This is a genomic window from Alteromonas sp. AO-Serp, from assembly GCF_017849675.1.
Lineage (GTDB): Bacteria > Pseudomonadota > Gammaproteobacteria > Enterobacterales > Alteromonadaceae > Alteromonas > Alteromonas macleodii.
This window is the reverse complement of record NZ_JAFLMX010000044.1, coordinates 1-18036: the sequence shown is the minus strand read 5'-3', so window position 1 is coordinate 18036 and position 18036 is coordinate 1. Positions and strand designations below refer to the sequence as shown.

At 45.3% G+C, this 18036-nt stretch carries 16 protein-coding genes; 11 read left to right on the top strand and 5 right to left on the bottom strand.

The window, feature by feature from the left end:
* The first annotated feature begins 22 nt into the window (after window positions 1-22).
* Genes QVA83_RS04125 through QVA83_RS04110 form a run of 4 tightly spaced genes read left to right on the top strand, consistent with a single transcriptional unit; the run spans window position 23 to window position 3651 of the window.
* Window positions 23-496 carry a molybdenum cofactor biosynthesis protein MoaE gene (locus tag QVA83_RS04125; protein WP_287498144.1) on the top strand — a complete coding sequence of 158 codons (474 nt, stop codon included), beginning with the start codon at window positions 23-25 and terminating at the stop codon, window positions 494-496.
* Window positions 478-1710: a molybdate ABC transporter substrate-binding protein gene (modA, locus tag QVA83_RS04120; protein WP_156078471.1), complete on the top strand. Its 1233-nt coding sequence runs from the start codon at window positions 478-480 to the stop codon at window positions 1708-1710. Before QVA83_RS04125 ends, modA begins: the two co-directional genes overlap by 19 nt.
* Window positions 1711-1712: 2 nt before the next feature.
* Window positions 1713-2408 carry a molybdate ABC transporter permease subunit gene (gene modB / locus QVA83_RS04115; protein WP_156078470.1) on the top strand — a complete coding sequence of 232 codons (696 nt, stop codon included), beginning with the start codon at window positions 1713-1715 and terminating at the stop codon, window positions 2406-2408.
* A 1-nt stretch (window position 2409) separates the two neighbouring features.
* Window positions 2410-3651 carry an ATP-binding cassette domain-containing protein gene (locus tag QVA83_RS04110; RefSeq protein ID WP_156078469.1) on the top strand — a complete coding sequence of 414 codons (1242 nt, stop codon included), beginning with the start codon at window positions 2410-2412 and terminating at the stop codon, window positions 3649-3651.
* A 2-nt stretch (window positions 3652-3653) separates the two neighbouring features.
* Here the strand turns inward: QVA83_RS04110 and hemN are convergent, their stop codons facing one another.
* Complete coding sequence (gene hemN / locus QVA83_RS04105; protein ID WP_156078468.1) at window positions 3654-5027, bottom strand: oxygen-independent coproporphyrinogen III oxidase; 1374 nt, start codon at window positions 5025-5027, stop codon at window positions 3654-3656.
* 83 nt (window positions 5028-5110) lie between these two features.
* Here hemN and QVA83_RS04100 point away from each other — a divergent pair, with 83 nt between their 5' ends.
* The 3 genes from QVA83_RS04100 (at window position 5111) to QVA83_RS04090 (ending at window position 7706) form a co-directional block, all read left to right on the top strand.
* A complete protein-coding gene (locus tag QVA83_RS04100) occupies window positions 5111-5926 on the top strand; it encodes an SGNH/GDSL hydrolase family protein (RefSeq protein ID WP_156078467.1) in 816 nt (271 codons plus the stop codon).
* Between the two features lie 82 nt (window positions 5927-6008).
* The gene (locus QVA83_RS04095; protein ID WP_156078466.1) at window positions 6009-6686 is read left to right on the top strand and encodes a DsbA family oxidoreductase; all 678 of its coding nucleotides are present in this window, start codon (window positions 6009-6011) and stop codon (window positions 6684-6686) included.
* Window positions 6687-6713: 27 nt separating this feature from the next.
* Window positions 6714-7706, top strand: a complete 993-nt coding sequence (locus QVA83_RS04090; protein WP_131137424.1) for an XdhC family protein — start codon at window positions 6714-6716, stop codon at window positions 7704-7706.
* On the opposite strand, the gene QVA83_RS04085 is transcribed toward QVA83_RS04090, so the two are convergent.
* Entirely contained in the window at window positions 7703-10333 is a 2631-nt protein-coding gene (locus QVA83_RS04085) for a TonB-dependent receptor (RefSeq protein WP_156078465.1), read from the bottom strand. The two genes, QVA83_RS04090 and QVA83_RS04085, sit on opposite strands and share 4 nt — an antisense overlap.
* Before the next feature lie 338 nt (window positions 10334-10671).
* Between QVA83_RS04085 and QVA83_RS04080 the strand changes: the two genes are divergently transcribed.
* The 4 genes from QVA83_RS04080 (at window position 10672) to QVA83_RS04065 (ending at window position 14762) form a co-directional block, all read left to right on the top strand.
* Window positions 10672-11358 (top strand): histidine phosphatase family protein, encoded by a 687-nt coding sequence (locus QVA83_RS04080; protein ID WP_014949763.1) that lies wholly within the window; start codon window positions 10672-10674, stop codon window positions 11356-11358.
* A gap of 11 nt (window positions 11359-11369) precedes the next feature.
* Complete coding sequence (locus QVA83_RS04075) at window positions 11370-12605, top strand: acyl-CoA dehydrogenase family protein (protein WP_156078464.1); 1236 nt, start codon at window positions 11370-11372, stop codon at window positions 12603-12605.
* Window positions 12606-12654: 49 nt separating this feature from the next.
* Window positions 12655-13713, top strand: coding sequence for a phosphotransferase family protein (locus QVA83_RS04070; RefSeq protein WP_014976757.1), 1059 nt, complete (start codon window positions 12655-12657; stop codon window positions 13711-13713).
* 74 nt (window positions 13714-13787) lie between these two features.
* Complete coding sequence (locus QVA83_RS04065) at window positions 13788-14762, top strand: NADPH:quinone oxidoreductase family protein (protein ID WP_156078463.1); 975 nt, start codon at window positions 13788-13790, stop codon at window positions 14760-14762.
* A 79-nt stretch (window positions 14763-14841) separates the two neighbouring features.
* Here the strand turns inward: QVA83_RS04065 and QVA83_RS04060 are convergent, their stop codons facing one another.
* The 3 genes from QVA83_RS04060 to QVA83_RS04050 form a co-directional block, all read right to left on the bottom strand.
* On the bottom strand, window positions 14842-16257 hold the full coding sequence (locus QVA83_RS04060; protein WP_156078462.1) for an alpha-amylase family protein: 1416 nt from the start codon (window positions 16255-16257) through the stop codon (window positions 14842-14844).
* A 175-nt stretch (window positions 16258-16432) separates the two neighbouring features.
* Window positions 16433-17074, bottom strand: coding sequence for a YchJ family protein (locus QVA83_RS04055; RefSeq protein ID WP_156078461.1), 642 nt, complete (start codon window positions 17072-17074; stop codon window positions 16433-16435).
* 253 nt (window positions 17075-17327) lie between these two features.
* Window positions 17328-17738, bottom strand: a complete 411-nt coding sequence (locus tag QVA83_RS04050) for a hypothetical protein (protein WP_039216466.1) — start codon at window positions 17736-17738, stop codon at window positions 17328-17330.
* Window positions 17739-18036: the final 298 nt, after the last annotated feature.

The window sequence follows — 18036 nt, the reverse complement described above, 5'->3', positions numbered from 1 at the left end:
CACCTGTGACAGGGGGCTAGCTATGTTCGCGCTAGTTCAAGTTGAAGATTTCGACCAAGGAGAGCTTTACGCTAGGCTAAAGCAGTCGGCAGATGAGAAGGCCTGCGGCAACACCGGCGCGATTGTTACTTTTACCGGGCTGGTGCGAGATTTTAATAACGCTGGCGATATAGACGGCATCGAATTAGAGCATTACCCGGGCATGACTGAAAAAGCGTTAATGCTTCTGGTTGAACAAGCGAGCGAACGCTTTTCACTTAACAGTGCTGGCGCACTGCACAGAGTAGGGCGCATACACAACAACGAACAAATTGTATGGGTAGGTGCCGCCGCTCCCCACCGTCAAGCGGCGTTTGATGCTGCCTGCTACTTAATGGACATGCTTAAACAGTCGGTACCGCTTTGGAAAAAAGAATTTAAGGGCGATAAATCTGAATGGGTTGCGGCGAAAGCATCTGACGATGAAGCGGCACTTAAGTGGATGCGCAAAAAGTAATGGTTTGTTCTTTAGCAATGCGACTTTCAAGCTTTGTTAACTTGGCCATGCTTATTTTGGTAAGTGCAAGTGTAGCCCTAGGCGTTACGGCTTTTTCAAGTTCTGTGGCACATGCAAGCAGTTTTGAAGCGGCAAATAATAATGTAAATGAAGGGAGCGTTATTAGTGCCGAAAAACAAAACCAGTCAGTAAGTTTCAAGTGCGACGAAAAAATTAACGTAGCCGTTGCGGCAAACTTTGCAAAACCGCTAAAGAGTATTGCCGAGCAGTTTACTGAGCTAACCGGCATAGAAGTCGCGGTAACGGTATCTTCTAGCGGTACTTTGTATGCGCAAATTCAACATGGTGCTAGCTTCGACGTTTTTCTATCTGCTGATCGCGCTCGGCCGCAAGCGTTGGTTGATAACAACGTAGTTCACCACGGCAATCTGGTGGATTACGCTAAAGGCAAGCTGGCGTTTGTCTATGCTGGCGACTTATCAAGTGAGGCATTCAGTGAAATATCTAGTAAGACATCCGGTGAAAGGAATTGCGAGCAAATCGCGCGCTCATCTACTGGAGACACAACTGCACAAATAAACGTTCAGCTTACCGATTGCTTGTCGAAGCAGCTTGTTCAATTAATGGAAAATCCACAAAACAAGGTAGCTATCGCAAATCCTAAACTGGCCCCCTATGGTGATGCTGCGCAACAGACGTTGCAAAACTTATCCTTATGGCAACAGTTTTTACCTCACAGAGTGATGGGTAAAAACGTGCTACAAACCTTGCAGTTTTATACCACCGGCAGCGTGAAAGGGGCGTTCGTTGCGTACTCATCGGCGTTAGATTTGCCCGCAGACTTATCCTCTAATTTGCCTTCTAATTTTAACAGTGTTGTGAATACCGAAAGCGCTGAGGCTATTACGGTTATCGTCCCAGTACCTGAAACCTTATATAAACCCATCATTCAGTCGTTGGTGGTTAACAGTAAAACGGTAGCTACATTATCTCCGAATCTGTTCGAACCACTTCCAATCAAAAATGCGGCAGCGCCAGTTGATGAGCCTATTCACAACGACAACGTTGAGCCAACCAGAGCATTTCGTTTGAGTGACGCTAGTGGAGTGTCATCACCCAGCCTTTTCGTGCAATATTTAATGTCGCAAGGGGTGCAGCACAGCTTAACTGAATGGGGTTATGAATCCACAATTGCATCAGGCGTCGGTAACTAAGTATGCTCACAGAATTCTTCGGGGTATCGACACTTGAAGCTATATTACTTACCTTTAAGCTGGCCTTTATAACCAGTGGTTTGCTGTTGTTAATCGCATTGCCGCTAGCGTGGTTTTTAGCGAAATGGCAGAGCAAAGCTAAGCCTTTGGTTATGTCGATACTCGCGTTGCCTTTGGTGTTACCGCCAACTGTGCTGGGTTTTTATTTGCTTATTGCTTTTTCGCCGCAAAGTGCGTTGGGGCAGGGATGGCAAAGCCTCACCGGGAGTAATTTAGCATTTAGCTTTGAAGGCTTAGTATTGGGGTCTGTTATCTACTCCCTTCCATTTGCTCTGCAGCCTTTGTACAGCGGCTTTTCACAATTGGATAACCGTTATTTAGATGTAGCAAAAACGCTGGGTTTTTCGGCCTTTGAAGCTTTTATAAAAATAGTGCTTCCTTTAAGCAAAGCGCCCATCGTGGTGGCATTAGGCTTAAGCTTTGCCCATACCATAGGCGAGTTTGGCGTAGTACTAATGATAGGTGGCAATATTCCTGGAGAAACTCAGGTGCTGTCTATCGCGCTATATGAACAGGTAGAAGCGTTGGAATATAACAGTGCACACAACCTTGCACTGGCCCTTTTGATTTTTTCATTCGTAATGCTCGCGGCGCTCTATCGTTTTAACGGTGTCACCCGTAGTGATGAGGTGCGTTAACATGCAAATATCTGCGCTACTACCAAATCGCATTAACGCACAAATCTCGTTGCAGCCACAAAGCCGATTCATTGGGGTTACCGGTCCATCAGGTGCGGGAAAAAGCAGCTTGTTTCGCGCCCTAGGTGGCGTAGAAAAAAGCGCAAAAGTGCAAACGCCGTGGACCTCTCAAAAGGTCGGTATCGTTTTTCAGCAGCCCATGTTATTTCCCCATACCGATGTGCGCGGTAATTTAGCCTTGGCGCAGCGTCACGCAAGCCCTAATGCAATGTCTATCGACGCCTGCTTGCGCGGCTGTTATTGCGAACATTTAATTGATAAGCCAGTTCAAGCGCTTTCTGGCGGAGAAGCGCAGCGGGTAGCGATTGCGCGTGCGTTGGTCAATGGACCAGATGTGTTATTGCTAGATGAATCGCTAAGCGCGATTGATATCTTTACCCGTCGCAAAATTTACCAGTTTTTGAACAATTTGTGTGTGTCGGGGAAGCTCATATGCCTTGTGATTTCTCACGATTTAGATGACCTTGCCTTGTTCAGCGATGAGTTGGTTTTTATTGACCAAGGCCGCACCGAGCTTTGTGGAAAAACGCGCGATGTGTTGACTCAAGTATTCGCAAAAGAGGGATTTGCGACACCGTCTAGCGTACTTGAGGGATTTAAAGTTACTGCGCAAAGCGAAGCACACGACAGCAACCAGTCACAAAATGCCGTTGTCAGCTACAAACACGGTAGCCAAACGCAACAAGATCAAAATGTTCTAACCTTACAAGGCAATGAGCAGTGCCAGTCGGAAAAAGGAATTGAGCGTGTTGAGGTAGCGGGGCACGAGATATTCGTCACTGCAGAATCAGTGTCCTATTTGCCTCAGCAAAGCGGTGAGCAAGTTTCTGTTCGTTTTGCAGTTAAAGCTTGTGATGTAAGTATCGATACCAATATTACTGACTTTGGCAATGCCAGCACAATCAGTATTTTAAATGCGCTGCCATGTGTTATATCTAGCATCGAACCCGTGGCGAATCCACTCAGTCCCCTGAACGAGCCAGAAAATAACGCCGATACAAAACTCACCGATACAAAGCTAACCTCTATAAAGCTAGCGACCGTAAACAGCGCGAAAGTGTTGTTAAAACTTGATGTACTAAACAGTAACCAACCCCTTTATGCCAGCATTAGCTGTATCTCTCTATCGCGTCTTAAGCTTGATGTAGGGATGCAAGTGATTGCGCGGTTTAAATTGCCCTAGGTTTAAATGGCTTTGGAGTAGCTACTGAGTATTTCACTTGCGTTCAAATAAGCGTCGAAACGCGCACAAATAGCCCGAATGTAAATACGAGCAGACTCTGGCACTCGAATATACCGAGATGTCGTTTCGATAAGCCCGTCTTCTTTAAGTTCTTCAAGGTTGTTTAAGGCTGAAGCAAAGTATTCATCAAAAATGATGTGGTGCTTGTCGGCAATTGCTTGCTTGTCTACCGCTAAATTGCACATTAAGCTAGAAATCACGTCTCTGCGAATAAGGTCGTCGACACTTAATGACAGTCCGACTTTCGCATTGGGCAGGTGGTTGTCTAAGCGATGGTAATATTCTTTTAGCTCCTTAGCATTTTGCGCAAAGGCATTACCTACCGTGCTAATGGCTGATACGCCGAACCCTATAAGGTCGGTGTCTCCACGTAAAGTATAGCCTTGAAAGTTGCGGTGAAGCTCGCCTTTATTTTTCGCAATAGCCAGTGAGTCTTTGCTTAAGGCAAAATGATCAAGACCAATCATTTCATAACCTATGTTTGTAAAGCTGTTAACGGCAAGCTTGTAAAGCGCCGCTTTTTCTTCACTACTTGGCAGTGTTTCTTCAGCAAATTTACGCTGCGCTGCGAACCTTTCGGGAAGGTGTGCATAGCTAAAAAGCGAAATACGATCTGGCATCATGGCTTTAGTTGCGGCGATGGTTGATGAAAACGTTTCAATTGACTGATTCGGTAAACCATAAATTAGATCTAAGTTGACTGAGTCGAAACCCAGTGACCGAGCCTCGAATACTAAATCGGCAATGTGAGACGTGCTTTGTATGCGATTTATGGTTTTCTGAACATTATAATCAGTATCTTGTAAACCAAAGCTAATGCGTGTGTAGCCGAGACATTTTAAGTTTTGAAGATAGCGTTTATCGATATTTCTGGGATCTAACTCAATTGACAGTTCAGCACCTGCTTCAAAGGTAAAGTGTTTCTTAAGCAGGTACATTAAATAAGTATGCTGAGTCTCGCTCAAAAAACTGGGTGAACCGCCACCCAAGTGCAGAGAAACTGCACGCCTGCCGTCAGTTAAATAACGCTTAGACAGGATTTCTTTTTCTATGTAATCTAAATATTCGTCCGCTTTTTCATTGTGACGCGTCACCATTTTATTGCAGCCACAGTAGTAGCACAGCGTTTTGCAAAATGGAATGTGCACGTAGAGACTTACTGCCGGCGCTTTTGACACTGCAAGTGCTTGTGGAAGTATGTCATCTTGTAGCGGTTCAAATTTAAGTGCAGTAGGGTAAGAGGTATAGCGAGGAGCATTCAACGCATATTTGGTAATGGTTGATACGGGACGTTGTTGTACGGCAATTATTGTCATATTGGCTCTGCACTTATATGTAGATATCTAGGCGCGAATTCAATTCGATGGTTAAAGCTTAATGGATTGCTTAGGAGGCTGATTTGATCTACTTCAAGGTTTTGGTATTAAACCTGATAATTGTTTTACTTCTTCCAGTCATTTTGCTTCAAGCATTGTGGGTGAGGAAGAAGACCGCTGTACTACCAGAGCCCGACGGCGAGCGGGTATTAACCTCAGCCGATAGTAAATTGCTGCTAACTAATAACGTTTTGGTTATAGGCGATTCTGCCGCCGCTGGTGTTGGTGCAACGACGCAAATGGGGGCACTCACAGGTCTGCTGTACTCAAACCTTGTTAAGCATGGGCCAACGCGAGTGACGTTGAATGCTAAAACAGGTTTTAAAAGTGAAGATGTGCTCAAGCTTCTTCATGAAATGCCTGCCGAGCACTTTTCGTCGGTGCTCGTCTCTATTGGTGTTAACGATGTGACCAAATTTGTACCGTTGAAACGGTGGCGACAAAACATCGATGCTATTAGTACGCTACTGTCAGATAAATTTGGGTGCGAAACAATATTATTTACTGCGCTACCGCCAATTCATTGCTTTCCAGCGCTTCCGCAACCTTTGCGTGCACTATTAGGTTACCGCGCGTGGTTACTAAACCAAGCTTTGGCTGATAGCGTAACAGCCCGGGCTAACGCAGACATATTATATATTAGTGCACTTAATGTGAGCGGAACTATGACGGATATTCAGCAAAGTGGTTTGATGGCAGAAGATGGCTTTCATCCCTCCACGAAAGGCTATGAAATATGGGCACACTCAGCCCTTGAAAAACTTTCCACGCTTTACAGCACCACAATGGGCACGACAACAAAAGTCACAGCAGAAACTGATGTAACTGCGACGAAATAATCGCAGTGTGGGGTTGAAGTTTCTTTTTGTAACCTTATCTAAGCCCTTATATCTTCATGAATTCAATAAAGCGAGGCCTATCATGGCAGCAAATGAGCAAGGTGTACAAAGTGCGAGCGGTATGCAGAGTGTAACAGTTAATATGGTTTCTGACGTAGTATGTCCATGGTGTATTGTTGGGTACCAGCGTTTGCAAGAAGCCATTAAAACCCTTGATAACATTGAAGTGGATATTAAGTTTCACCCCTTCGAGCTAAACCCCAATATGCCAGAAGAAGGGCAAAACCTTCGCGAGCACATAATGGAAAAATACGGCATTAGTGAGCAGCAAAGCGCGCAGAACCGAGCACGGTTAGTAGAAGCGGGCGAGCAATTAGGCTTTTCGTTTAACTTTACTGACGACTCTCGCATGCAGAACACGTTTAAGGCTCACCAACTTATTCACTTTGCTGCAGAAAACGGCCTTGAAGAAGAAATGAAGCTGGCCTTATTTAATGCCTACTTCACAGACGGTAAAAACATTAATGATCTAGGTGTTCTAGTAGCGTTGGCACAAACGGTTGGCCTTGATAAGTCTGAAGCTGAACAAGCGCTTAAGAGTGAAAAATACGCGCAAGCAGTGCGCGAGGAAGAAGCCTTTTGGATGCAGCGCGGTATCCAAAGTGTACCTACTTTTGTGATCGGTAATCAGGGCGTAGCCGGGGCACAAGAGCCAGCAACATTGGCTGCATTTATTGCCCAAGCAGCATCACAGCAATAAGCAGGTTAAACGGGTGTAGAGGTAGTTATGAGTAATCACGTTAACCATTTGTTGGCCCAGTGGCTTCCACTTAAAAATAAGCACAAATGGGTGCTAGGTTTCATTTTTAAAACCGAAGGCTCATGCTATCGAAAAGCAGGCGCCATGATGTTGTTTAGTGACGCTGGGCATCAGTTAGGTATATTAAGCGGTGGCTGCTTAGAAAGTGACATCGTTAAAAAAGCCCAGCGAGTAATGACCGACGGCGTTAGTCGTACCGCGGTTTACGATGACGAAGATGAAGAAGACATCGCGTTTAAACTTGGTGTTGGATGCGGCGGTGTGGTGCACTTAGCACTTGTACCAGTTAACGAGAGTAACCAGTATTTATCGTTGGATGTGGTTAGCAAAAGCTTATCAAACGGAAAAGCGTGTGAGTGGCGCTGCGCTGTAGACGGTACGTTGGGTGATTGCACGGAATTGGAAGACCATTCTGCTAAACCTAGAAAAGCTGTGCTAGACACCGTTGATGGCAAGCGCATGTTGTCGGTTTTGATGCTGCCGCCTATCCACCTACTTGTTGTTGGAGGTGGGTACGACGCTACCTTTATGACTAAGCTTGCTAGTTTGCAGGGCTATTTAGTAAGTCTTTGGGATCCAAGGCCTGCACAAGCAAGACTTGAACATTTTCCCGAGGTAAATTATCTCATTGAGGATCCATCAACCGAAGGTTTACGTCTTCATATGGGCGAACATAACATTCAAGCGGCGGTGCTTATGTCCCATCATCGAGAAATTGATGCAAAGGCGCTGCAGGTGCTTAGCAAGCAATCGTTAACCTATACGGCAATGCTCGGGCCACTGCACCGTAAGCAGGAAATTATGGATTTAGCCGGGCTTGGCGATACCAACTTTACTCAGTATTTTGCAAGCCCCGCTGGTTTCGACATTGGTGGTGAGCTACCAGAGCATATAGCGCTGTCTGTTATTGCTCAGTGCCATGCGGTGTTTCATACCAAACCTACACATTTAAAGCGTTAGAAAGACTTTCTGAAGGTAACGCCAAAGCTTCTAGGCGCGCCTGGGTAGGCCATGATCTTTCCGGTTTGTACGGGTACATCAAAGCCACTTCGTGCAACGTACTCTTCATCGAAAACGTTGCGCGACCACGCAATAATTTCGCTATCCCATTGTGGGATAGTGAAACTTACGCGAACGTTAAATAATGAAAAGTCGTCAGCGTATTTGTACGGGTCGTTCGCATCATCAAGAAATACGTCGCCCGTGTATTGGTAGTCAATACTGGCGGAGGCAGGATAATTCCCAACTTCGAAATAGTGATTCAGCATAAGAGACAGTGAGTTCTGAGGCTCGAAGCCTACGCGGTCACCGTCTCTTGAACAGAACGGGTCGTTTGGCTCCACACGGCCCGGGTCGTCAATGCCCGTGTGCCACGTGTATGCTACCCAACAGGTACCGCGTTTAAACTCATCAAAATTCGCCAATGTGCGCGACGCAACTGCATGTAATTCGGTGCTTTCTGTCATTAGCCATGTGGCTTCAAGCTCTATGCCTTTTACTATGATATCGCCCGCATTTTGCAGGTTGAACCCCGTTCCGGTAAAGGTCGTCGCCTGAAAGTCGCTAATTTGTGTATAGTGCGCCGCAGCATTTACGCGCACGCCGTATTCTTCAAAATCGTGTTTTATACCTATTTCAGCACTTCGCGATTTTTCAGCATCAAAAAGCGGGCTAAGCGAAGGTAAAATTCTGTCGGTATTCGTACCGCCAGCTTTGTAACCAGTCGCAAAACTGGCGTACGTTAGCGTGTTGTCATTAGGGTGATAAGCCAGTTTTACCGTGCCGGTTAACTGTGAATCATCAAGCTCTTCGTTTAAGTCAGGTCGCGGCATAACCGCTGCAGATCCCAAGAAAAAATACCCCCAACCCGCTTGTTGAAATGGTGCGATAGCGTTAAGGGACTGTGCTGTAGGGGCTTGTCCCGCCGCTAACGCAGCAGCGATGTTTTGTAACCCAACTACAGCACGACCTACATTAGGCCATTGCGCTGGGTCTTGAGTTAGTCCGTCAATACCAGGCCCTTGCTCATCGTAGGCTCCGACAATCGACTTTTCTTCGCGGGTATAGCGTAAGCCCGTTGTTAAGGTGAAATCACTGTTTAACAGCCAATCCAGCTGAGAGAATAAAGCAATACTGTCTTGCTCTTGATAGGCGCTGTGCGCGAAAGCAGTACCGGACGGCGCTGGTGCTGCAGCAGGCGCAATAAAGCCTGATGTAACTGCAGATAGCTCGTTGATGGCGTTAGCCAAAGGCAGCAGATCGGGCGCGGCGGCATTAAAGAACGCACTAAAATCATCTTGCGTGGTAGTATCAAAGGTTAGATCTAAGTTTTGGCTGTAATAGTAAACACCTATTAAACCGCGCACATCTTCACTGGTGTAATGTAATCTAATTTCTTGAGAAAACGATTGCTGCTTGGCGTCGTTAGTGGCAGTAAGAAGGTCCGCATCAGAAAAGTCGGTATCTACCGTATCTAAGCTGTCAAACGCGCGGTACGCGCTTATGCTCACTAAATCCCATGCTTTGTTTAAAGCCACATCTACTTGAACTGATAGTCCTTTGTCTTTCATTTTTGAAAGGGGAGTTTGCGACAGCGAGGTTTTATAGTCATAAAAGTTATCGCGCCCGTAAATAGTTGCATTAAACGGCGGTTGTAGCAGCAGTGCATCAGTGCCGAATTTACCCGCTATGTCATTAGCCTGAATATTATTTTGAAAAGTTAGTGCGCCGCAGCACCGTTCGTCTAGCTCGCCGTAATCAGCAATAAGTCGCACGCTAATGTCAGCTGTTGGAGTGTAAAGCAGCTGTGCTTTTATCGCAGTACGGTTACGGTTATTTAGGGTTTGTCCGCTGCGCTCGTCGGTAATGAAACCGTCACTGTGAGAACTAAAGCCAGATACTCGCATGGCGAGTACATCGTCGATAAGCGAAAACGACGAGCCAGCGCTTAAACGAACCAAGTTATCATTGCCGATGATGGCTTCGGCAAAGCCGTCGCGCTCGTCGTGTGAAGGTGCGACCGTAGTTAACGTCATTGCGCCAGCGGCGGTATTCTTTCCGAATAGTGTGCCCTGTGGCCCACGCAACACTTCAATAGATTCAATATCGACTAAGTCGTTAATTAACGCGTTTTGTCGTGCACGGTACACACCATCTACGTATAAACCCACCGAAGACTCGAAGCCGAAGTTTTGTGAAGACGTGCCAATGCTGCGTATTGAAAACCCTGAATTTGTTACGCTTTGATTTTGAAACGCGCCAAAAGCAGGTACGTAGTTTTGCAGGTCAAACACATCTCGGCTAACTGTTTCAACTAGGTCTTGACCTGAAAGCGCAGTGACCGCAACGGGCACATCTTGCAAGTTTTGACTGGTCTTTTGCGCCTGTACAACAATGTGTTCCAGTGCCTTTTTGTTATGCGGAGTAGATAGAGCATTCTCATCGGCGTGAGCGTGGGGAGCCAAAGCAAGTGTCGACGAAACAATAGAGGCAATAAACGGCGAACTACACAGGCAACGCGTAATGGCGTTTTGTGGTGTAGATATGCTTGAGCTATTACAAGACAAAGCGTGTGTAAGTGACTTCATTTTGGTTCTTTTTATTTTTCAAAAGCGGGGGGCTTTAAACAAAATTAATCACGACAAGGTCGCGTCCAAATGCGTACAGTCCTTTACATTTTAAATACGCCAACTTCCCTATGACGTCGTGTAGTGCTTTTTCACTATACAATCTAATGAACATATATTGCACGCATTTGAAGCTATCATGTCAAATTTTGTTCGCAACGTGCAAAAAGCGAACAGATATTTGGCAGTGAATAGTTTCACATGATGCATACTCATTCAAAATATCAATTAAACTTATATCGCTGTTTTCCTTAGTATGTTGGTTGAAAGTTAACATATTAATAACATCAGGCAGCGGTATGACAGACATCTATTTAGTGCGACATGGTCAAGCGTCTTTTGGCAAAGCGAACTATGACAAACTTAGTGAACTGGGTGGGCAACAGGCCATTTGGCTTGGTGACTATTTCAAGCATCGCAATGTTGAATTTGATGCAGTTTTCTCTGGCGACATGGTAAGGCATCACGAAACCAAAGACGGTATTGCCTCGGGTATTGCTACTGAAGACTATACGCTACCTGAAGTTACGGTGAATAGCGCCCTGAATGAATTCAATTTTCAGGCAGTGGCTACCGCCTATTTAACACGCTACCCAGAAGCAAAAGTACCTGAAGGTGCTTCGCCTTCTGAATATTACCGATTGCTAAAAAAAGCAATGCTTGCCTGGTCGCAAGACGAATTGGCGCATGAACTCCTTGATGAAACATGGGGTCAGTTCGAAGATAGAGTTCACAGTATGCTCACGCACCTTCAAAGTATAGATGCGAAGCGCGTACTTGTTGTGAGCTCGGGCGGCGCAATTGCCATGATGCTTAAACATATTCTTGGCTACGATGCGGCCACCGTTGTAAATATGAATTTGCAGATCCGAAATGCCAGTTTTTCTCAATGCTTTGCCAATGCGCGAGGCGTTCACCTTAATAACTTCAACAGCGTACCTCACCTGGATGTGATTGACAGGTTACACGCCATTACCTACAGCTAAATGGGGCAGTTATGAACTTTGAATATAATGAAAAGACCCAAGCACTTTTAGAAAAACTAAAAGCGTTTATGAAAGAAGAAGTGTATCCAATTGAAAAGGAATACATTCACGCCGTAGAAAATGGCTCTGCCAACAATGGCGAAGGCCGTTGGAAAACGCCTGAAATGATGCATACATTGAAAAAGCGTGCAAAAGAAGCGGGCCTTTGGAATTTGTTTTTACCTGAAGAATATAAGCCATATGGCGCGGGCTTGACTAACGCAGAGTATGCACCACTTTGTGAAGAAATGGGCAGAGTTTTGTTTAGCTCTGAAATCTTCAACTGTAGTGCGCCAGATACCGGCAATATGGAAGTGCTTGCGAAATACGGTAACGAGAGTCAGAAAAAGCAGTGGTTAGAGCCTCTCTTAAACGGGGAAATACGCTCAGCCTTTGCTATGACAGAGCCAGCAGTGGCATCGAGTGACGCGACAAACATCGAAACCTCAATTAAGCGCGATGGCGACGAATACGTTATTAACGGCCGTAAGTGGTACACCAGCGGTGCCATGAATGAAAACTGTAAAATTATGGTGGTAATGGGCAAAACTGATTTCGATGCGCCTCGTCACCAGCAGCAGTCTCAAATTTTAGTTCCTATGGACACCAAAGGTGTGACTATTGTTCGCCCAATGGCTGCAATGGGCTATTACGACGAGCCTATTGGTCATGCTGAAGTCTTGTTTGAAGACGTACGTGTACCGGCAGAGAACTTACTGCTTGGTGAAGGGCGTGGTTTTGAAATTGCACAAGGACGCTTAGGCCCAGGCCGTATTCACCACTGTATGCGTCTAATTGGCTGTGCTCAGCGCGCGCTCGATATGGCGTGTGAACGAGTTGAGAACCGTGTGGCATTTGGCAAGCCGTTGTCAAAACAGCAGTCAGTTAGAGAAAGCATTGCGCAGATGCACTGTGATATTGAACAGGCGCGTCTGCTTACGTTGAAAGCGGCTGATAAGATGGATCGTTATGGCAACAAAGTATCGCGCGACCTTATCGCTGCTATCAAGATAGTTGCACCTACTATGGCCTGTAACGTTATCGACCAAGCCATTCAGATGCACGGCGCTGCAGGTACAAGCCAAGATTTCGTATTGTCTGCCATGTACGCTTATGCGCGTACTATCAAGCTGGCAGATGGCCCTGATCAGGTTCACATGATGCAGTTAGGTCGTAATCTTATTGCTGAAAAAGCAGTCGCTGAATAAGTCAGTGTTGTAAATAAACAATACAAAAAATTACGGGTAAGGAGTGAATGTGTCTAAAGACAATGCGAAAGCCCCACATGTCATAGATTTAGCAGTGCTGAATTCGTATTTATCTTCTGCGTGCCCGAGTATTGGGCACGTCAAAAGCGCTGAGAAATTTGCGGGTGGGCAATCGAACCCGACGTTTAAACTTACTACGGATAACGGCGTTTATGTATTACGCCGTCAACCTCCGGGCAAATTACTGAAATCGGCCCATGCAGTTGACCGAGAATTTCGCGTTATCAACGCGTTGCAGGGCTCAGAAGTGCCTGTGCCCAAAGCGTACCATTTATGTGAAGATACCAGCATAATCGGTAGCATGTTTTACATTATGGCCTATGTTGAAGGTGACATTTTCTGGAATAGCGCACTGCCTGAAATAGCATCTTCTGCTACTCGTGGTGCCATGTATGATGAAATGAACCGAGTGCTTGCAGCGCTTCACAGTGTAGATATTGAAAGCGCAGGCTTACGCGATTATGGAAGGCCTGGCAGCTACTTTGAACGTCAGCTAAGCAGGTGGACAAAACAGTATCGTGCATCTGAACTTGAGCATGTTGAAGAAATTGAAAGTCTTATTCAGTATCTTGAGGCCAACCTGCCAAAAGATGATGGTCAAGTCTCGTTGGTCCATGGCGATTTTCGTTTAGACAACATGATGTTTGATATGTCTGACCCTAAAAACCCAAGAGTAGTCGCGGTACTTGATTGGGAATTATCAACGTTGGGGCATCCGTATGCCGATTTGGCTTACCAATGTATGCAGTTGCGCCTTCCCTCTGACATTGCGCACGCAGCTGGGTTAGGTGGTTTAGACAGAGAGCAGTTAGGCATTCCAAGTGAACAAGAATATATCAATGCGTATTGCGAGCGAAGAGGTATTGATGCCATTAGCAACTGGACGTTTTACCTCGCATTTAGTTTTTTCCGTTTAGCCGCTATTTTACAAGGCGTGGTAAAACGCGCACACGATGGCAACGCGTCAAGCGAGAAGGCTATGCAATTAGGCGCAATGGTGCGACCTCTGGCACAAATTGCGAACCAAACCATTCACCAAAGCGAATAAACGCCATATAACCTATTTAATGACAGGTCATGCTATCAATAGCGTGCTCGTCGAACAAAGCAACTGGAGACAGTATGAAAGCAATTGTATGCGAATCTTTTGGACCACTTGAAGAACTTCAATTTAAAGACGTTGCAGACCCGCAAGTAAAAAAAGGGCATGTAGTCGTAAATGTTGAAGCCGCAGGGGTGAACTTTCCAGACGGACTATTGGTGCAAGGTCTGTATCAAATGCAGCCAGACTTCCCGTTTATTCCTGGCAATGAAGTGGCAGGCACCATATCTGAAGTAGGTGAGGGCGTAAGCCATTTAAAAGAAGGGCAACGAGTTATTGCGTTGTCTAACTTAGGTGGTTACTCAGAAAAAGCGCTGATCCCTGCCACTCATGTTATGCCGTTACCTGATCCCATCCATGTTAATGAGGGGGCTGCTCTTGTAACTGCGCATGCGACAGCACATCACGCGTTAAAGCAGCGCGCAAAACTGCAGCCAGGCGAAACACTGGTTGTAACCGGCGCAGCGGGTGGTACTGGCTTAGCAGCAGTGCAAATAGGCAAGATTATGGGCGCTAAAGTTATTGCAGTTTGCTCAACAGAAGAAAAGCTGGCGCTTGCTAAAGAGTATGGCGCAGACGTTTTAATTAACTACAAAGAAAAAGATCTCAAAGAAACGCTGAAAGAAGTCACAGGCGGCAAAGGTGTCGATGTAGTTTATGAATGCGTTGGCGGTGACACATTCCACGCTTGCAGCCGCAGTATGGCATGGGAAGGGCGTTTACTTGTGGTCGGCTTTGCAGGCGGTGAGATCCCGAAATTCCCGGTTAATTTAGCGCTGGTAAAAGGCTATTCGGTTATGGGCGTATTTTGGGGCTCGTTTACTCAGCACGATCCAAAAGGCTTTGCGGAAAATATGCAAGAGCTTTTAACTTGGTATGTGCAAGGTAAGGTTAAAGTGGTCGTAGATGAAGCATTACCCTTAGAACAAGCAACGAAAGCCATGGCCAAGGTAATGAACCGGGAAGTGAAAGGTAAGATGGTGCTTGTGCCCTGATCCTACAAGCCTGACACGTGGGTAACTTAACAATAAAGCCTGAACAATCGATGTTCAGGCTTTTCTTGTTAACAGTGGGTTATTCCATAAGCCACATTCGGGCGCTTCTTCCTGGTACATAGAACTTGTGCCACTGAGTTGTAATATATTGCACATCATTACTTAACGTATCGCGGTAATTTCTATACCACCACAAATTGTCCGTAGATGTATCTACCCATATATCTTGGCCGTCTGCGCATTTATTAATACCCACAACGCCTTGATGGTCACGCTTGAAGAAAATAACGCAGTCATTATGACTTACCACTTGCATGCCACTGCCCTGAACTCCGTTATGGAATTTAACCATACCCTTGATGTCATCACGCTTGTACAAATCTACCCAACGATTATCACCACTTTCATTGTTATCTGAGTACAGTAATGGAACACCACCGTCACGGCCTAGTACATAGGCATTTGCCAAATGTTCGTCGGTAGGGTCAAGTAACTGGTAGCGGAAGCCGTCGTTTAGCGGGATGTCGTGGGTAATACTAAATGTGATGGCCTTGTCGCCTGATAAAGCCTGACCGTACGCACCTGGGTCAACTAAGGCATTCATCGAACCACCGAAGCTAAATGCACTACGTATTTGCGCGAAAAGCGGGAAGTCGTAGGCCGAGTGACCTGTTGCTGATAAATAAGGTGCAAGGAAGTTATCATACTCACTAGAGCCTGCACCGCCCGTGGTAATTATTTCTCCGAAAACATGCACGCCGTTTTTTATATTGCTGTCGAACACCGCGTTGATATGATAGTTGGTCATGTGCTTTGCAGCATCAACGCGGAAACCGGTTACACCCATGTCTTTTAACGCCTGAAGATACGCTTTTTGCTGGGCTACTACCCAATTATTGGGGTCTAGGTCGGGCAAGCCAGGATCAGGCGCGGCGCCGCATAATCTATTGTACTGAACATCGCCCACGTCGCTGTAGTTACTAATGCACTTAGGACCACCTTGATCATACGTACCGTGGAAGTCACCACCGCCAAAAAGGCCGCTACTTACATCACCAAATAATGTGATGCCACCGTAGTATCCCTGATTTGAAGAGTACTGCTGTAGTATTTCACTTCCGGGGTAGTTTAAGTCTGAACGTTTCCATGCTTCGTTCGCCATATGATTAAAGACAATATCCGCATAGGTCTCTACACCTTTGGCATTTAATGCATTAACCATCGCTTGAAAGTCAGCAGTGTCACCAAGTGGATTATCAATAACTCGATAGTCCTGTGGTTGATATCGCGCCCACCACTGATCTCCTGTCGATTTATAAGCAGGCGAAACGAGTACTTTGGTGTAACCAAGGTCCGCAATTTCCTGGGCTTTTGCGGCTACGTCGTCGTAGGTCCAGTTAAATGCGTGTAGTATAACGTCGGCATAGCTTTGATAACTTAATGTACTCAGTGCTGCGCCTATTAAAACGCCTGCCGCATGTTTCTTCATCTTCATAGTGTGTCCTATTTTATGTGGGAGCGAGATAAAAGATGAAAGCAATGCTTACATTTTGTTTACAAATAATAAACATCGTGCATACGTATTCAATTCACCTTTAATTTTAAATTAAAGGAAAGGTGAACAATCAAGATGCGCAGGGAAGGGAGTACAGTTAGTTATTGCAATTGGATTAGCGGCTCTTAGTTGCGCAGCACTGTTTGAATTTTTTGTTGCTACCGCAAACACAAGGTAGGTTTCTCCCGTATTTAATTTTGCCGCAGTCGTCGTGTAATACGCCGTCGTGATAACGCCACTTACCGTCTTCAACACTAAAATTCGACGTTTCGTGAAGCTGATACATGCTTTTATTTTCAAAATAGTAAGCAGTGAATTCAACAATGGCATTATTGGGCTTAGAGATGAGCTTGGAGATGGGCTTTAAACTAGGCTTAGAGATTGCCTCGGCGTTGGTTTGCGCTTCGACTTTAGCGTCAGCATGTACAGAACTGTCTATCGAACTCTCTTCAGTACTACTGACCGAGTTACCTACCAAGCTATCTACGGAGTTATCTACGGAGCTAGCCGCTAGAGTGGGGTGTACTTTAAGCGCGAACCATGTCGCACCTTGTGCGCTTTGCGCCAAATCTTCTACAGAAAGACCCTGCTGCTTTTCTTTGGTGTAGGTTTCAAGAATATATTGATAATGCGCTGTAGCGTAGGCTGAAAACCGGGAGCGCATAAGTTGCTCTGCAGAACTAGGGTATTTATCACCCTTAATAAAAGGCTCGCAGCATTCGTCGAAGGATTTTGATGAGCAACAGTAACAGCGCATAAGACAACTCGCAGTTTAAAAGTAAAACAAAGCGCTACAGTATAAGTATAAGTTGCGTGAGCCCCAACTTTTTTAAACGTAAATGTTGCCGATATTCAATGAGTCCGTGGTGGTTGATGCTAAAGGGTACATGTCAGAGAGTCCACGCCAAAGAGCTGTATAAAAATAAATATTTAGGTTTTGTTTACGCATCGCTACTCAGGCAAACGTAAGATGGAGCAAACGCAAGATGTAAGCATAAACAGGCTTTGTATTACCAAGGGCCTAATGCTACGTTTTGTTCGTCATTAATGCTGTTAACACGTACATTCACCAGGCTGACAGAGTAAAGCTCACACAGCTTTCTAATCATTTCACTGTCTGTTGGTTGAAGGTCTAAATCGATGTTTTCCACATACAGTGTTTTACACTGGCCACCTGTAATCAGCTTACTGATCCATTCAGGCATTTTTTCTTTTTCAGGTTTCTGAATACGGATAGCGTGATCTACAGATTTAGAAAACGACACCGTATTTGAAAGCAGATAATTCCAACCTTTGTCGTTATTTCCTTTTCCATTACCTTGTTTTTCGCCAGGAAACCCTTCTATCGGCAAAGGTAGTTGAACAACATTTGAAACCGAAGCGCGTAAAGCATTGAATCGTGAAACTGAAGATGTGTTCATAGTAAAACCCTTTATGCATTTGCCCTGAAGTTCATAGTTCGAACTTCGGGAATATTGTTATTAACTTGTACTGGTTGCTTATACAGTGTGTATGTGTATACTGTATTCTTAAATGAGGGCTTTTTCAAGTATTTAGTTGTACTTTTTTCACACAAATTGGTGTTTTCTCAGTAACTACATAAACGATAATGGTTTTTTTGTGCTATCGAATTCTGAAGGAAGTATTCATACTCCGATTAAGGTAAGATGCGCGCGAATTTTACATAGAAAACTACTGTATAAAGCTCGAGGAGCGTTG

What these genes read in the sequence shown, in the direction of transcription:
- QVA83_RS04075 (WP_156078464.1), top strand. Translation starts at nt 11,370, where the DNA reads ATGAACTTTGAATATAATGAAAAGACCCAAGCACTTTTAGAAAAACTA.
- QVA83_RS04090 (WP_131137424.1), top strand. Translation starts at nt 6,714, where the DNA reads ATGAGTAATCACGTTAACCATTTGTTGGCCCAGTGGCTTCCACTTAAA.
- QVA83_RS04055 (WP_156078461.1), bottom strand. Translation starts at nt 17,074, where the DNA reads ATGCGCTGTTACTGTTGCTCATCAAAATCCTTCGACGAATGCTGCGAG.
- QVA83_RS04060 (WP_156078462.1), bottom strand. Translation starts at nt 16,257, where the DNA reads ATGAAGATGAAGAAACATGCGGCAGGCGTTTTAATAGGCGCAGCACTG.
- QVA83_RS04085 (WP_156078465.1), bottom strand. Translation starts at nt 10,333, where the DNA reads ATGAAGTCACTTACACACGCTTTGTCTTGTAATAGCTCAAGCATATCT.
- hemN (WP_156078468.1), bottom strand. Translation starts at nt 5,027, where the DNA reads ATGACAATAATTGCCGTACAACAACGTCCCGTATCAACCATTACCAAA.
- QVA83_RS04125 (WP_287498144.1), top strand. Translation starts at nt 23, where the DNA reads ATGTTCGCGCTAGTTCAAGTTGAAGATTTCGACCAAGGAGAGCTTTAC.
- QVA83_RS04080 (WP_014949763.1), top strand. Translation starts at nt 10,672, where the DNA reads ATGACAGACATCTATTTAGTGCGACATGGTCAAGCGTCTTTTGGCAAA.
- QVA83_RS04065 (WP_156078463.1), top strand. Translation starts at nt 13,788, where the DNA reads ATGAAAGCAATTGTATGCGAATCTTTTGGACCACTTGAAGAACTTCAA.
- QVA83_RS04110 (WP_156078469.1), top strand. Translation starts at nt 2,410, where the DNA reads ATGCAAATATCTGCGCTACTACCAAATCGCATTAACGCACAAATCTCG.
- QVA83_RS04095 (WP_156078466.1), top strand. Translation starts at nt 6,009, where the DNA reads ATGGCAGCAAATGAGCAAGGTGTACAAAGTGCGAGCGGTATGCAGAGT.
- QVA83_RS04050 (WP_039216466.1), bottom strand. Translation starts at nt 17,738, where the DNA reads ATGAACACATCTTCAGTTTCACGATTCAATGCTTTACGCGCTTCGGTT.
- modB (WP_156078470.1), top strand. Translation starts at nt 1,713, where the DNA reads ATGCTCACAGAATTCTTCGGGGTATCGACACTTGAAGCTATATTACTT.